The following is a 14,978-nucleotide window of genomic DNA, read 5'->3' as shown; positions in this document are numbered from 1 at the left end:
GTCTCGAAAACGGCTTAAAGGTGTATTGGTTGTCTATGCATACGGCATTGGTGTACGTCAGATCAATTCTTTTTCTTGTGGTTGCCGTGCTGGCCCTGCCGGCAGTGGCCAGTCAGAATACGTTGCTCATCGTCGGAGACAGCCTCAGCGCGGCCTATGGAGTGCCCTCCGAAACTGCCTGGGTGCAGCTGCTGAGAAACCGGCTTGAGAGCAAAGGGTTAAACGACTGGAAAGTGGTCAATGCCAGCATCAGCGGAGAAACCACGGATGGCGGTGCCCGCCGGCTGCCGGATCTCCTTGAGGAGAACGAGCCCGACGTGGTGGTCATTGAATTGGGTGGCAACGATGGCCTTCGCGGCTTTCCCCCCAACGTTATCGAATCCAATCTCGCCTCCATGATCGAAAAGGTCCAGACCTCGGGTGCTCGCGCCGTACTGGTGGGCATGCAGATACCTCCAAACTACGGACAGCGCTACACGGAGATGTTTGCCGAAATCTATCCGAAGCTGTCTGACCGATACGACACCGCGTTGGTTCCCTTTTTCCTGAATGGCATCTACAACCAGGCCGGGCTGATGCAGGACGACGGAATTCACCCTACCGAGGAAGCCCAGGGCAAACTGCTGGAAAACGTCTGGCCAGTGCTCAAACCGATCCTGCAATAAAGAGAGTTCAGGTCAATCCCTGGAGGAATGCCAGCGCACGGCGCTCTGACCAGTAAAAGCCATCTTTCGAATGCTCGACAAACCCGACGTGGCCGCCCCAACGAGGAGCTTCGAGGCGCACATGAGCGCCCAGCTCCCGCCGGGATTCCGGGAAACAGCGAGCCGAAAGAAACGGATCGTCGGCGGCATTCACCATCAGCGCCGGCACGCGGATATCTCGCATCCGCCCCAATGCTGAACACTGGGCCCAGTAATCCTGGGCACTGCGGAAACCGTGCAGAGGCGCGGTGTAGCGGTCATCAAACTCGTGAAAGCTGCGAATGGCATCAAACCCTGAAATATCAATCAGATCCGGAAACTTTTCCGCCTTTTCCTCCATTTTCACCTTCAGATCCCGGAGAAAGCGCTGCATGTAGATCTTCCTGCTGGGCAACGCCAGCATATCGGCGCTGCCAGCCAGGTCGCAGGGAACCGAATAGGCAACGGCTCCGCAGATCCGGCTATCGACCCGCTCGCCCTGCTCGCCCAGATAGAGCAGCGTCAGATTGCCCCCCATGCTGAACCCGGAAAGAAACAGGGTGTCATAGGCACCTGACAAACCGTGATTGACGACCAGGCCGAGATCCTCGGTGGCGCCGCTGTGATAGAACCTGGGTTGCCGATTCATAACCCCGCCGCAAGAGCGGAAGTTCCAGGCCAGAACATCCCAGCCTTCCCGAAGCAGGGCGCGAGTTAAACCGAGCACGTAGGGACGCCTGCTATGACCTTCCAGACCGTGAGACACGATGGCCAGGCGGCCACTGCCCTGCCGGTACCAGTCCAGGTGCAGTTCGTCATCATCCGGTGTGGCGATCACTTCCGGCTCGGGTTCTACCATCGGGACTTTGCGAAACAGCGTGGGCCAGACAGACTGAACGTGGCCGTTGCGCAACCACGGCGGCGGCCGGTAGTGAAGAGTCCTGCTTTCGTACAATTTTTAGCCTTTCATATCAGGGGGTTGACCCCGTAAACCAAAGCGCTTAATATGCGCGCCACTTGATGCTGTTCCCCGATAGCTCAGTTGGTAGAGCAACGGACTGTTAATCCGTTTGTCGCTGGTTCGAGCCCAGCTCGGGGAGCCACTTATTCCGAAATGCCGCTGTTTCTTATGAAACAGCGGCATTTTTCGTTTCCGACCTCAGAAAATTTGTTCGCGCTGCATGAATTCGGTCAGCACACGGAACAACGTGAAACCATCCTCGGTGCCAATCAGCTCTCGAATGGAGTGCATCCCGAACTGGGGCACGCCAATATCCAGCGTGGTTACACCCAGGTTCCCCGCCGTCAGGGGCCCGATGGTGCTGCCACAGCCCATATCGCTGCGAACCACAAAGGTCTGGTGGGGCAACCCCAGCTCATCACTGATGTGCCGATAAACTGCTGCCGAGCGACTGTTGGTGGCGTACCGCTGGTTGTGGTTGACCTTGATTACCGGCCCCTGATTGAGGATCGGGCCATGATTCTCATCATGTTTATCCATGTAATTCGGGTGAATGCCATGGGCATTGTCCGCCGAAACCATCATCGAGTTGGCAATAGCACGAGCCTTGCCAGCGCCGACCCAGCGGTCCAGAACCGCTGTCAGGAACGGCCCTTGTGCACCTTCGGCAGACATACTGCCAACTTCCTCGTGATCGTTGCAGACCAGCAACGCGGCTTCGTCGCCGGAGGTTTTCAACAGCGACTGGAGGCCAATGTAACAACTCAGCAGGTTGTCCAGGCGAGCCGAGGCGATGAAATCATCACGCAATCCGACAAAGGAGGCTTCACGGGCATCGTAGAAACTGAGCTCGTAAGCCAGGACCTTGCGGACAGTGAGCCCGGTCTCTGCCTTGACTTGCTGGGACAGAAGATCCACGAAGCTGGTGGTATCGCTCTCAGGAACCTGCATCAGAACCGGTGGCAGATCGGTCTGTGGGTTAACCGTGCGATTGCTGTTGGCTTCTCGATCAAGATGGATTGCCAGGCTCGGAATGAATGCGACAGGCTTACGGAAATCCACCAGGGTGTCCCGTACCTTGCCGTCTTCGTCCAGCACCGTCACCCGACCCGCGAGGGAAAGATCCCGGTCAAACCAGGGATTCAGCAGCACACCGCCGTACACCTCGACACCCAATTGGAAAAAGCCCTTGCGGCGAAGCTCCGGGTTCGGCTTGACCTTCAGGCAGGGGCTGTCGGTATGAGCACCCACCATTCGGATTCCCGAGGTGGTGACATCTTTGCTGCCGGTTCGGAAGGCGACGATTGAGGAGCCGTTGCGGACAACGTAATAGCCCTGGTTGCTTACCAGCGACCAGTCTTCCCGCTCATCCAGCTCCTGAAACCCGGCCGCACTCAGCCGTTGTTTCATGGTGTCGACCGCATGCCAGGGTGTAGGGGAAGTGTTCAGAAACTTCAATAAATCTTTGTTAAATTCAGCGTGTTCCATGATGTCCCTGATTAAAAGATAATTGCGCCAACAGTATGGCATGAAGCCGTAAAGCCTCATACTGGGTCAACGGACATTCCCTATAACCGGGTCACAAATCAACCATCACCGGGAGCCCAACGTGCCTGCACCGAGATTTCTCGACATTGAATACTGCCAGACAGACGATGCGCTTTTTCCCACCGCCATGGCCTGGTCGCTGGAAGACGGCCGAATGAAAACTGTGGTGATCGCCCCTTCCGACGACTGGCTCCCGGAAGACGGCGATCTGGGTGATGTCGACCTCCTCTACCTTGAAGAACAGGGCGTGCCCCTGATCGAGCTGGCCCGCGAACTGCACCAGGACCTGCCAGACCAGACCGTTTTCGTGGACGGCCTCGATCCGGACGAGATTCTGGTAGACCTCATCTTCACGGCCGTGGCACAGGAGGCCCCATTCGAAATCGCACCCATCAGTGAGCTGATAACCGGCCTGGACAGCGAGACCCTGGAAGACCGCCGCCGCCGGCTCCTGTTCGAGGAAAGCCTGGAACCCCAGTTGCCTGAAAATGGCGTCTACGCACTGCTGCTGATGGCGCGGGAAGAAGGCCTGTTCGACGAGGATTGAGAAACCGCAGGAATTGACAGGGGGAAGTGTGACACGGGTCGACGTAACAAACGGTTACACGAGGCAGAATCAGCCCGTATTCGCCCACGTCAGGAAGCCCTATAACAATGAACAAGGTTGTGCGAACGCCCCTCCTCTGTCCGCTTGTCCCTGCCCTGCTCCTCGCATCCCAGGCCGCCCTGGCGCAGGAAACGCCAAGGGCCGACAAACACTATATCGGGCTGCTGGCAACCACCTATAACCACCGCACCATCGGTGAAAACACCAACGAAACCGCCTGGGGCACAGGCGGAACACTGGTGGTGGGTGGCCACATAACCGATCTGTTTCACGCCGAGCTGCGGGCCGGTGGTGGCTTCAAAGACGCCGAGGTACCAGACAGTGACCTGACGCTGAGCGTTGACTACTACGCCAGCTGGTACATGGGCCTGCACTACCCGATCACCGACTATGCAAACCTCTACGGCCAGTTCGGCTTTTCTTATATCCACGGCGAGGGCGAGATCAGCGATCCCGCAAATGATCGCAACACCCCCTACCTGGATCTAGAAGGCGAGTTTCCGGACAGCGGCTTCTCCATCAGCTGGATTGCAGGGATTGATTTCGAAGTGATGGACGATACGTTTCTGGTCTTCGAAGGCGGAAAGCTTTTCGAAGACACGGGAACGGATGTGAACACCTTCCAGTTTTCCGGCGGCGTGCGCTACGAGTTCTAGGATGTAGGTCGGATTACGCTTCGCTAATCCAACCTACTATTCGATACCCGTTACGCCTTGTGGCGAATGTGCCAGCACCGGTGGATCCTTGCGTTGCGCTGAAAATCCTTGTCTAGGGTATCCCGGGTGACCTCGGCAACTTCAAATTCACTTTCCAGCGTCTCGTCCAGCTTGAACCGGCGGAAGTTGTTGGAAAAGATCAACAGTCCGTCGGAGCTCAACCGCGCCATGGCCTGCCTGACCATCGTCGGATGATCCTTCTGAATATCCAGAACACCGGCCATGCGAGCGGAATTCGAGAAGGTCGGCGGATCCATGAAGATCAGGTCAAACCGTTGGTCCGCCGTTTTCCGGTCTGCCAGCCAGGTCAGGCAGTCTGCCTGCTCCACCCGATGCTTCTTGGGATCGGCTCCGTTCAGCGCAAGGTTTTCCTCGGCCCAACCGACGTAGGTCTTTGACATATCCAGACTGAGTGAACGGCTGGCGCCTCCAACCACGGCGTGCACAGTGGCCGCGCCGGTATAGCAGAACAGGTTCAGGAATCGCTGGTTTGCCGAGTGCTGCTGAATCCAGTGCCGCACCGGTCGATGATCCAGAAACAGACCAGTGTCCAGATAATCCTTGAGGTTCACCTTCAACACGCAGCCGTGTTCGTGAACCCTGAAAAACTCGCCACTGGCTGCCTGCTTCTCATACTGATTGGTGCCGGTCTGCCGCTGGCGTTGCTTGCACACCATGTCCTCACGCTCGACTCCCAGTGCCTCGGGAATGACTGCAAGGGCCTCCGCCAGACGTTCTCGAGCAGAGCGCTCATCCACCGATTTCGGGGCCGCATACTCCTGCACGTGTACCCGCCCTTCATAGATATCGATCGCCAGCGCAAACTCCGGCATGTCGGCATCGTAAAGGCGGTAGCAACCAATGCCCTGCTTTCTTGCCCACTGTCCAATGCTCTTCACGTTCTTCTTGAGGCGATTGCGCAACATGGCCGCACGCTCCTCATTGGCAATCCGAGGGGTGACCTCACCGGGAATATCCGGGGCCCTCGGTGTCATGGCGCTCACTTCATTGATCTCGAACAGCAACAACTGAGCGGGCAGCTTGCCGTTGAAAAGCCGGTATTGCTTGTAGCTTCTCAAACCGATGGACTTACCGAATTCCGGAGCCCCGGTAAACACGCCGAGGCGCCAGCCCGGGACCGTGCGTTTCACCGCATCGCCCAGGGCCTGATACAGGGCACCCAGCTCCCTGCGCTCACTCAACCGCTCGCCATACGGGGGATTGGTCAGCACCAGTCCCTGATCAGACCACTCGCCCTCCAGTTCCAGGGCATCGACCGCGCGGACCTCAACGTGCAAAACATTCTCCAGGCCTGCCCTCTGAATGTTTTTCCAGGCGGTCCCGATGACCCGGCTGTCCTGGTCAAAGCCAGCCATTCTCGGGATCCGCCCCTGTTTGCCCTCGTGGGCTCGACGCTCCGCCTCCTGGCGCAGCGATAACCAGAGCTCCGGCTGATGGCCCGGCCATTTCTCGAAGCCGAACCGTTCCTGCTTGCGCCCGGGCGCCATGTCCAGGGCCATCATGGCAGCTTCAACCACCAGGGTGCCTGAACCACACATCGGGTCCACGAAGTCGCCGCCGGCCGCGACAATCTCCGGCCAGCCCGCGCGCATCAGCAATGCCGCAGCCAGGTTTTCCTTCAGGGGTGCCATGCCTTGATCCGTGCGATAGCCGCGCATGTGCAGGCTGTGCCCGCTCAGATCAATGCCCAGGGACAAACGGCCACGATTGAGTCGGGCGGAGACAATGACATCCGGGTTTTTGGCATCCACTGAAGGCCGCGGTCCGCCATTGGCCTGAAACCGGTCCACAATGCCGTCCTTGACCCTTTGAGCGCCATATTGCGTGTTGCGGATGGCCTCGTTCTGACCAAGGAACGTAACGCGGAAACTGCCGTGCACAGGAATGTGCTGTTGCCAGTCCATGTGGACAACGCCGTCATAGAGCTGATCGCCGCTGTTGGCATCCACTTCGTCAATGTGAAGGATCACCCGGTTGGCCAGACGCGACCATAGACAGGCGCGATAACCGCCCTCCAGGGAACCTTCAACCCAGACCCCGGCTGGGGCATTGCGCACGGTATCCAGACCAAAGGTGCTGAGCTCGTCCGCCAGTAGGTATTCCACCCCCTTCGGGCAGGTTACGAAAAATACAGATTTGGACAAGTTCAACTCCTGGTTCCTGGACAGCTTGAGGTAAGTTTCCGAAATAAGGGCTATTCCGAAAATCGCAGCAAAATTCTTAGTTCACATAACTATAAAAAAAGCGTCACATAGATTAAATAATTAGTGTACATCCGCTAAAGGTTCGACTTACCTTGTAGGTGACGCGTCGTTCCGGAAGGGTGTAAACCTTCCGTTAACAGGATCCTGACTGCTCTGGCTTGAGCTGACAATAGTGGGTTATCCCGGAGCGGATAACACTGGTCGCAGCCACTGCAGATGTGTACACGCTTGTTCTGTTAATCCATCAGTGAGGAACGGCATGAAAAGACAGAAAAGAGACATGTACGCTCGTGCATTCAAGCGGGGTTATCTCGCTGGCGTGTCCGGAAAATCCAAAGACAGCTGCCCGATTGAACAGGCGGAAGTTCGCCAGGAATGGCTGAACGGGTGGCGAGAAGGCCGCACAGATCAATGGGAGGGCATGACCGGCGTATCCGGCATCCATAAACTGGCTAACGTTACGACAGCGTGACGCCTTAACTAACCCCGATTCTTAATCTGATCTTTTTACACACAATTTGACGCAGTACTCAGAGCAACCCAAACGGGGCCTCCCGCCCCGTACCATGCGATGAAGCGCCACGGGGTTCATTCCCCGCTCGGGCCCGCTAAGCGGGCCCACCTTCGTTATGGGGCGCCATAAATTACTTGACCTGCCGGATTGCCTCAACAGCCTCTTTAATCAGTTCAGGCCCCCGATAAATGAAGCCGGTGTAGATCTGGACCAGCCTGGCACCGGCGCGGACTTTCTCGGCCGCACTTTCACCGTCCATAATGCCGCCGACACCAATAATCGGTAGTGAGTCCCCCAGCTCCGCATAAAGCCCTCGGATGACCCTGAGCGAAGCCTCCCTCACCGGTGCACCGCTGAGGCCACCAGCTTCATTGGCATGGGTATGGCCTGCCACGGCATCCCGACTGATCGTTGTATTTGTGGCAATCACGCCATCAAGCCCCGTCTCACGCAGGGCGGATGCCACGAAGCGGATACCATCATCATCCATGTCCGGGGCGATCTTCACCGCCACAGGCACGTACCGGCCATACTCCTTCTCGCACTGGAGCTGTTCGTCCTTGATGGCCTCCAGGAGGCCCTTCAGGGAGTCACCAAACTGCAAATCCCGAAGGCCGGGCGTGTTGGGCGAGGACACATTCACCGTTATGTAATCGGCCCGACTGTATACTGCCGATATCCCCTTCCGGTAATCGGACTCGGACTGGTCGTTGGGCGTGTCCTTGTTTTTGCCAACATTGATTCCAAGCACGCCCTTGTATCGGCGCTGATCCACACGGGCCAGCAAGTGGTTCAGCCCCTCGTTGTTGAAACCCATCCGGTTAATGATGGCCTGATGCTCCGGCAGCCGGAACATCCGTGGCTTGGGGTTGCCCGGCTGAGCCAGAGGCGTCACGGTACCGACTTCAATAAACCCGAAGCCCAGGGCGCCAAGCGCATCGAGGTGATCGGCGTTCTTATCCAGACCCGCAGCAAGCCCGACGGGATTCGGAAAATCCAGTCCCATAACATTCACTGGCAATGAATCTATCTTTGGTGCAAAAGCGTTCAAAACGCCCAATCGGTGCGCAAGATCGAGACCATTCAACGCAACATTGTGAGCCTGCTCCGCTGGAAGGCGGAAAAGCAGATTGCGGATAACGCCGTACATCTGAAAAAACTCCCCTGATCCAAGTGGGCGGAGTATACCGGAAGTTTTCCACAGCATCCCGGGATAGAACCAAATCAGCTGTAAATGACTGTATCATGGCACTCTCATGACCTTTTCCACGGAATCTGTGGATAAACCTGTTGAAAATCGCGGGGCAACGGTTGTCATCCCTTGATAACTGCGCCAATCTACAAATTGATCATTTTTTAACCAGTTATTTTTATGTTTATTTTCAATGGTTTATATATTTTTCCCTTGGCTGTCGACAAATACTAAACAAAATGTTACCCGGTCACCGTTCTGCAATGATGTGCATAAATCACTTGAAATCCTCCCTTTGGGCCGCCCCTGCCAAAGCCCGTGAGAATAACGTTATACTGACACCTGTCTTCTGATCTGGAGTGCTTCAATGCAAGAGCCGATTTCCCCCGCCCAACAGCACCGGGAAAACCTCGCGGGCGAAATGAAGGCCGCCTCGCGCGTGACCATTATCGGAATGATTCTCGATGCCGTACTCGGGATCATAAAAGTCATTGGTGGTGCTCTTTTTCATTCCCAGGCCCTGCTGGTGGATGGCATTCACTCCTTTACGGATGTCGCCTCTGATCTGGTTGTTCTTGGCGTAATGAGGGTATCGCGCCAGGAGCCGGATGACGACCATCCCTACGGCCACCAGCGAATAGAAACCTTCGGCACTCTGGTTCTGGGCAGCATCCTGATTGCCGTTGGCGCCGCCCTGGCTTGGGAAAACACCCTTCGTCTAATAGAGGGCGGCGTGGATACCGTGCCTGGCTGGCCGGTTCTGGTGGCAGCTGCTGCGTCTGTTGCGGGCAAAGAATGGATTTTCCGATACACACGCCATGTCGGTCTGAAGATCCGCTCGGACCTGATTATCGCCAACGCCTGGCACAGCCGAACTGATGCGTTCTCCTCAGTCGTGGTGCTGGTGTCCACGGCCGGCGCCATGCTCGGCATGGTCTGGCTTGATGTGTTCGCGGCGGTGGTGATCGCAGGCATCATTATCCACATTGGCTGGAAGTTTACCTGGGACAGCGTCAAGGAGCTTGTGGATACCGGCCTCTCCCAGGAAGACACGGAGATGCTCAAGAGTATCGCCCGGGACACAGACGGAGTGCGCAACGTGCACGAACTTCGCAGCCGTCGTATGGGTCACGACATTCTGCTGGATATACACCTGGTGGTTCGCCCGGAAATCAGCGTATCGGAAGGACATCAGATCGGCATGCAGGTTGTCTCGGGAATGCGGGATGCCCTGGACAACATCCGGGACATCAACTTCCATATCGACGCCGAAAACGACGAAGATCAGCCGCTCACCTCCGAGCGCCTGCCCTCCCGTGAAGACATCCGGGCCATCCTGGCCCGACACCTGGGAGAGTTGCCGCAACACAGTCGGCTTCGACTGCACTATCTGAAAAACAAGGTGCACCTGGAGCTGTTCCTGGACGGCCCCGAAGGTGAGACCGTCTTCTCATCCTCAAACATCAGGGAAGAGCTCGGTGATTACCCGTGGTTTGGGAGTGTCCGGGTTTGGGTGGCCGGCCCCTGAAAACAGCCGGCCATAGGACCTAGCGACGCCTGTTCTCTTCCATCCTTGAAAGAAATTCCTGCATGATCAGGGTATAGAGCTCGCCCCCGAGGAAGCGGTCTTCCACGCCGGCATCAATACTCGGGTTGTCGTTGACTTCGATGACGGCAACCCGGTTGCCCGACTGTTTGATATCCACACCGTACAGCCCGTTGCCGATCAGTCTGGTGGCATTGAGGGCCGCCTGAATGACATTCCTTGGCACCTCATACGTGGGCATGGTCTCAAAGCCACCGCTCTCACTCTCCGATTCGCTGTGCTGATAGATCTGCCAATGGCCTTTAACCATCATGTACTTGCAGGCGTAGATGGCCCGTCCACCAAGCACACCGATGCGCCAGTCGTAATCGGTATACAGGTATTCCTGAGCCAGCACCAGGGCGGACTGCTTGAACAGGTCTCTCAGGCCGGCACGAAGGGTCTTCTCGTCTTCGGCCTTGGTTACGCCGCGGGAAAACGCACCATCCGGAATCTTGATGACCACCGGGAAGCCCAGCTCACTGATGACCTGCTCGACAGCATTTTTCTGATCTTTTGACAGGATCAGGGTTTTGGGAGTGGGAACCTTGTTGTTCTTCAAAAGATCAGCAAGGAAGACCTTGTTAGTGCATTTCAGGATCGATACCGGATCATCAATAACGACCATGCCCTCAGCGGCCGCCTTACGGGCAAAGCGGTAGGTATGGTGGTCAATGGCGGTGGTTTCCCGGATGAACAGGCCATCGTATTCCGGCAGGCGCATATAGTCCCGCCGGGTAATCTGCTCGACATTTATACCCAGCTTGCGACCCGCCTTCTCGAACCGCTTCAAAGCAACTTTGTCACTCGGCGGCATTTCCTCATCCGGATTGACCAACACCGCCAGATCAAAGCGGTAACGGCGACGGGTTCTGGGCTTACGCCACACCATACTGCTGAAACGATCCAGGGCAGCTGCAAACACGTCCTGCTCATGCTCGCCGAGATCTGCCGGAGCGGCCGGTTTCATGGACTCGATCTGCCACTGCTTGCGGCGCTTGAAGACAATCTCAAGAATCGGGCACGGAAAACGCTCGAACAGTGCCCGGGCGACCGGTTTGAGATCCGGATGTTCAGCCTGACCAAAGTAGGTTCGGATCCGGACTTCATGGGTGGCCTCACGCTCGTCACTGGCGGGATCAATCGCCGAGCCCGCTGCTTCCAGCCAGTTGATTACGCTCTCATCAAGCTCTTCCAGCTCAAGGGAAAACAGCCCTTTTCGGCCAAGGTCGTTAAGGGTCATTACCGAGGGCACCACGTGGTGGCCACGGGCTTCTGCCAGGAGTGAGCAGTAATAGCCCTTGCTCAGGTAACGCGCGCTCTGGCACAGGTTGATAACCCTTACCCGGCTGGCGGGCGGAGCTGAGAACTGGAGGTACTGATCAAACGTCAGCACATCCTCACTGGGATAATAAGGCGCCCAGTCTTTGGCGCGGTCCACTACGATAAGCAATCGGGACATGAAAGGCATTCCTCCCTGAAAGGTCTTGCCTGTTGTAATTGAGGCCACAATACGCCGGTCACAATCGCTGCACAATCGGCGAATAATGCGTGCTTTTACGCATCCTTGCGGTCTTTGCGTTACCCTGACTCTCACACATAATAGCGGAATACGGGAAGCCCACCAGCATGCCCTCCAAGTACTTCTCAAGGCCGCAACTGAATGCCTGACTTTCAGCTCCGACAAGCCACCAGCAAGGATCTCGACGCTCTGGTTTTGCTTGAAAACCGGTGTTTCACCGAGGATCGCCTTTCCCGGCGAAGCTTTCGCCGTTTTCTGGAAATGCCCAGGGACCGGTTGATTGTGGCCGAGGCCGATGGCGAACTGGTGGGCTACTGTCTGGTTCTGATGAGCGCTGCCACCCGGCTCGCCCGGATCTACTCTATTGCGGTGTCACCGGCTGTGCGTGGCCAGGGTGTGGGCGAGAAACTGGTACGGGAAGCAGAATCCGAGGCGGTGGACGCCGGCCGTATCATCATGCGCCTGGAAGTCCGCGAAGATAATAAAGGCGCCATCAACCTCTACAAGCGCCTCGGCTATCGCCAGTTCGGCACCTATCGGGACTATTACGAAGACCACGGAGACGCGCTTCGCTTCGAGCGACGGATCCTGTTCTATGAGCCTTCAAGAGAATTCCCGGCCGTTCCCTACTACCCGCAGACCACGGACTTTTCCTGCGGACCGGCGGCGCTGATCATGGCTATGGCGGCTCTGGATGAGCAGCAACCACTCACAACCCTGGAAGAACTCAGACTTTGGCGAGAAGCGACCACCATATTCATGCTCGCCGGCCACGGCGGCTGCGGCCCACATGGACTGGCGCTCGCAGCGTGGAATCGGGGCTTTGAAGCCAGCGCATGGATCAGCATGGAAGGAGCACTTTTCAAGGACACCGTCAGAAGCGAGGACAAGAAGCGGGTACTGGAACTGGTACACGAGGGTTTTTTACACGACATCGGCAAGACCGGAATCCAGTTGCATCATGACCCGCTGACCCTCGAAGCGATGGAAGAAGCTCTTCATGAGGGACGAATTCCGGTCATCCTGATCAGCACCTGGCAGCTGAATCGCAGCCGCGTTCCCCATTGGGTCACCGTCTGCGCGATTGACGACCAGTTCGTGTACCTGCACGACCCGGAAATCGATGCTGAAGTCGGCGAAACCGTGGCCGACAAGCAATACCTGCCAGTCGACCGCCGGGTATTCAGCCAGATCTCCCGGTACGGCAGAAACCAGCCATTGCAGGCTGCGATCATCGTAGGACCCAAGCGGCCGGCCTGATCAGCCGGTCCGCAGTGCCGCCTCTTTCAGCTCCGCGATATCGTCACGCAGACGCGCGGCCGTCTCGAAATCCAGCTCGGAAGCGGCCTTGTACATTTCATCCTCGAGCCGGGACACTTCCTTAAGGACTTCCTCGGGCGACCGATTGCCAGCCTTGGCCCGATACTGTTCCGCCTCTTCGGCTGCTTTCTGCCCCGGGCGCTCGGCCTTGCGACGGCCACGACCGCCACCTCCGGCACCTTCCATGATGTCGGCAATCTTCTTGTTCAGGCCCTGCGGGGTAATGCCCTGCTCCAGGTTGTGAGCGTCCTGCTTGGCCCGGCGGCGCTCTGTCTCATCAATCGCCCGCTGCATGGAACCTGTAATCCGGTCACCGTAGAGAATGGCCTTCCCGTGAACGTTTCGCGCCGCACGACCCATGGTCTGGATCAATGACCGCTCGGAGCGGAGGAAGCCTTCCTTGTCGGCATCCAGGATGGCCACCAGCGAGACCTCTGGCATGTCCAGACCTTCCCGCAGCAGGTTGATGCCCACCAGCACATCGAATTCCCCTCGCCGGAGGTCCCGGATGATCTCGACCCGCTCCACAGTGTCGATGTCCGAGTGCAGATAGCGAACCTTGATGTCGTGTTCCATCAGGAAGTCGGTGAGATCCTCGGCCATACGCTTGGTCAGCGTGGTCACCAGAACCCGTTCCTTCACCTTCACCCGCGTATGGATTTCCGAGAGCAGATCGTCCACCTGGGTAGACGCGGGACGCACTTCGATTTCCGGGTCCAGCAGGCCGGTGGGGCGAACCACTTGTTCCACCACCTGACCCGCATGCTCGGCCTCGTAAGTGGACGGGGTTGCGGACACGAAGATCATCTGCGGCGCAATTCGCTCCCATTCTTCAAACTTCATGGGTCGGTTATCCAGCGCCGATGGTAGGCGGAAACCGTACTCAACAAGGGTTTCCTTCCGGGACCGGTCGCCCTTGTACATGGCGCCGATCTGGGGAATGGTCACATGGGATTCATCAACCACCAACAAGGCATTGGGCGGCAGGTAGTCAAACAGCGTCGGCGGTGCTTCGCCGGGTCGGCGACCGGAGAGATAACGCGAGTAGTTCTCGATGCCGTTGCAATAGCCCAGCTCCAGCATCATCTCGATGTCGTATCGGGTTCGCTCTTCCAGGCGCTGGGCCTCAACCAGGCGGTTGTTGTCTCTCAGCTGCTGTAGCCGCTCATCCAGCTCAACCTTGATATGCTCAACCGCATCCAGCACCGTCTGCCGGGGCGTCACATAATGCGATTTCGGGTAGATGGTTACCCGTGGCACTCGGCGCAGGACCTCACCGGTCAACGGGTCGAAATAGCTGAGATTCTCAACCTCGTCATCGAAGAGCTCGATGCGGATAGCTTCCTTCTCGGATTCCGCCGGGAATACATCGATCACATCGCCCCGAACCCGATAATTGGCCCGGTGGAACTCGATATCGTTCCTGGTGTACTGAAGTTCGGCCAGGCGCCGAAGGATGTATCGCTGATCGATCTGATCGCCCCGGTCCAGATGCAGCATCATCTTCAGGTAGGACTGGGGGTCACCGAGGCCGTAGATAGACGACACCGTCGCCACAATGATGGCATCCGGTCTTTCCAACAATGCCTTGGTAGCAGACAGACGCATCTGCTCAATGTGCTCGTTGATAGAGGCGTCTTTCTCGATAAACGTGTCCGACGAGGGCACGTAAGCTTCTGGCTGGTAGTAGTCGTAGTAGGAAACGAAATACTCCACCGCATTGTCGGGAAAGAACTCCTTGAACTCACCATAGAGCTGGGCGGCCAGGGTTTTGTTGTGGGCCATGATGATGGTAGGCCGCTGGATCTGCTGGATAACATTCGCGATGGTGAAGGTTTTGCCGGATCCGGTTACCCCCAGCAACGTCTGGTGTGCCAGACCGGAGTGGATACCATCCACCAGCCCCTCGATCGCCCTGGGCTGATCGCCTGCTGGCTGGAACGGTGAATCAACCTGGAACACACCCTCTCTGGCGGAAACGTTTGCCTGATTACTGGCCATAACTGGCGGAAACCTCCGGTAAAACCGACGCAAGGGCAAAACGGCCCCTACCATTCGAGAAATTTAGCGATACACTGGCTTCATGATACCATCAGTGCGATCGA

The 14,978-nt window shown here is 57.2% G+C and carries 12 protein-coding genes and 1 tRNA gene; 7 read left to right on the top strand and 6 right to left on the bottom strand.

Annotation, left to right across the window (positions count from 1 at the left end):
* The first annotated feature begins 35 nt into the window (after nucleotides 1–35).
* Nucleotides 36–665, top strand: coding sequence for an arylesterase (locus ACWJ62_RS14270; RefSeq protein WP_449286785.1), 630 nt, complete (start codon nucleotides 36–38; stop codon nucleotides 663–665).
* Nucleotides 666–672: 7 nt separating this feature from the next.
* Here the strand turns inward: ACWJ62_RS14270 and ACWJ62_RS14265 are convergent, their stop codons facing one another.
* Nucleotides 673–1,638, bottom strand: a complete 966-nt coding sequence (locus tag ACWJ62_RS14265; protein WP_449286784.1) for a YheT family hydrolase — start codon at nucleotides 1,636–1,638, stop codon at nucleotides 673–675.
* Nucleotides 1,639–1,710: 72 nt separating this feature from the next.
* Between ACWJ62_RS14265 and ACWJ62_RS14260 the strand changes: the two genes are divergently transcribed.
* Nucleotides 1,711–1,786 (top strand) — tRNA-Asn (locus tag ACWJ62_RS14260).
* Nucleotides 1,787–1,842: 56 nt separating this feature from the next.
* Here ACWJ62_RS14260 and ACWJ62_RS14255 read toward each other — a convergent pair.
* Nucleotides 1,843–3,132 carry a M18 family aminopeptidase gene (locus tag ACWJ62_RS14255; protein WP_449286783.1) on the bottom strand — a complete coding sequence of 430 codons (1,290 nt, stop codon included), beginning with the start codon at nucleotides 3,130–3,132 and terminating at the stop codon, nucleotides 1,843–1,845.
* A 121-nt stretch (nucleotides 3,133–3,253) separates the two neighbouring features.
* Between ACWJ62_RS14255 and ACWJ62_RS14250 the strand changes: the two genes are divergently transcribed.
* Nucleotides 3,254–3,739, top strand: coding sequence for a hypothetical protein (locus ACWJ62_RS14250; protein WP_449286782.1), 486 nt, complete (start codon nucleotides 3,254–3,256; stop codon nucleotides 3,737–3,739).
* A gap of 107 nt (nucleotides 3,740–3,846) precedes the next feature.
* Complete coding sequence (locus ACWJ62_RS14245) at nucleotides 3,847–4,455, top strand: outer membrane beta-barrel protein (protein WP_449286781.1); 609 nt, start codon at nucleotides 3,847–3,849, stop codon at nucleotides 4,453–4,455.
* A 50-nt stretch (nucleotides 4,456–4,505) separates the two neighbouring features.
* Here ACWJ62_RS14245 and rlmKL read toward each other — a convergent pair whose 3' ends face one another.
* Complete coding sequence (gene rlmKL, locus ACWJ62_RS14240) at nucleotides 4,506–6,680, bottom strand: bifunctional 23S rRNA (guanine(2069)-N(7))-methyltransferase RlmK/23S rRNA (guanine(2445)-N(2))-methyltransferase RlmL (RefSeq protein WP_449286780.1); 2,175 nt, start codon at nucleotides 6,678–6,680, stop codon at nucleotides 4,506–4,508.
* A gap of 319 nt (nucleotides 6,681–6,999) precedes the next feature.
* Between rlmKL and rmf the strand changes: the two genes are divergently transcribed.
* On the top strand, nucleotides 7,000–7,212 hold the full coding sequence (rmf, locus tag ACWJ62_RS14235) for a ribosome modulation factor (protein ID WP_008172042.1): 213 nt from the start codon (nucleotides 7,000–7,002) through the stop codon (nucleotides 7,210–7,212).
* Between the two features lie 172 nt (nucleotides 7,213–7,384).
* Here rmf and ACWJ62_RS14230 read toward each other — a convergent pair whose 3' ends face one another.
* Entirely contained in the window at nucleotides 7,385–8,404 is a 1,020-nt protein-coding gene (locus ACWJ62_RS14230; RefSeq protein WP_449286779.1) for a quinone-dependent dihydroorotate dehydrogenase, read from the bottom strand.
* Between the two features lie 409 nt (nucleotides 8,405–8,813).
* Between ACWJ62_RS14230 and ACWJ62_RS14225 the strand changes: the two genes are divergently transcribed.
* Entirely contained in the window at nucleotides 8,814–9,974 is a 1,161-nt protein-coding gene (locus tag ACWJ62_RS14225; RefSeq protein WP_449286778.1) for a cation diffusion facilitator family transporter, read from the top strand.
* Between the two features lie 19 nt (nucleotides 9,975–9,993).
* On the opposite strand, the gene ACWJ62_RS14220 is transcribed toward ACWJ62_RS14225, so the two are convergent.
* Nucleotides 9,994–11,493: a RimK family protein gene (locus ACWJ62_RS14220; protein WP_449286777.1), complete on the bottom strand. Its 1,500-nt coding sequence runs from the start codon at nucleotides 11,491–11,493 to the stop codon at nucleotides 9,994–9,996.
* Between the two features lie 201 nt (nucleotides 11,494–11,694).
* Between ACWJ62_RS14220 and rimI the strand changes: the two genes are divergently transcribed.
* Nucleotides 11,695–12,813, top strand: coding sequence for a ribosomal protein S18-alanine N-acetyltransferase (rimI, locus tag ACWJ62_RS14215; protein WP_449286776.1), 1,119 nt, complete (start codon nucleotides 11,695–11,697; stop codon nucleotides 12,811–12,813).
* Here the strand turns inward: rimI and uvrB are convergent, their stop codons facing one another.
* Nucleotides 12,814–14,874, bottom strand: coding sequence for an excinuclease ABC subunit UvrB (uvrB, locus tag ACWJ62_RS14210; RefSeq protein WP_449286775.1), 2,061 nt, complete (start codon nucleotides 14,872–14,874; stop codon nucleotides 12,814–12,816).
* Between the last annotated feature and the right edge of the window lie 104 nt (nucleotides 14,875–14,978).

This window comes from Marinobacter sp. PE14 (assembly GCF_053566155.1).
The sequence above is the reverse complement of the archived record's forward strand: the minus strand, read 5'-3'. Positions and strand labels throughout refer to the sequence as shown.

What these genes read in the sequence shown, in the direction of transcription:
- ACWJ62_RS14270 (WP_449286785.1), top strand. Translation starts at nt 36, where the DNA reads ATGCATACGGCATTGGTGTACGTCAGATCAATTCTTTTTCTTGTGGTT.
- ACWJ62_RS14255 (WP_449286783.1), bottom strand. Translation starts at nt 3,132, where the DNA reads ATGGAACACGCTGAATTTAACAAAGATTTATTGAAGTTTCTGAACACT.
- ACWJ62_RS14245 (WP_449286781.1), top strand. Translation starts at nt 3,847, where the DNA reads ATGAACAAGGTTGTGCGAACGCCCCTCCTCTGTCCGCTTGTCCCTGCC.
- rmf (WP_008172042.1), top strand. Translation starts at nt 7,000, where the DNA reads ATGAAAAGACAGAAAAGAGACATGTACGCTCGTGCATTCAAGCGGGGT.
- ACWJ62_RS14230 (WP_449286779.1), bottom strand. Translation starts at nt 8,404, where the DNA reads ATGTACGGCGTTATCCGCAATCTGCTTTTCCGCCTTCCAGCGGAGCAG.
- ACWJ62_RS14225 (WP_449286778.1), top strand. Translation starts at nt 8,814, where the DNA reads ATGCAAGAGCCGATTTCCCCCGCCCAACAGCACCGGGAAAACCTCGCG.
- ACWJ62_RS14220 (WP_449286777.1), bottom strand. Translation starts at nt 11,493, where the DNA reads ATGTCCCGATTGCTTATCGTAGTGGACCGCGCCAAAGACTGGGCGCCT.
- rimI (WP_449286776.1), top strand. Translation starts at nt 11,695, where the DNA reads ATGCCTGACTTTCAGCTCCGACAAGCCACCAGCAAGGATCTCGACGCT.
- uvrB (WP_449286775.1), bottom strand. Translation starts at nt 14,874, where the DNA reads ATGGCCAGTAATCAGGCAAACGTTTCCGCCAGAGAGGGTGTGTTCCAG.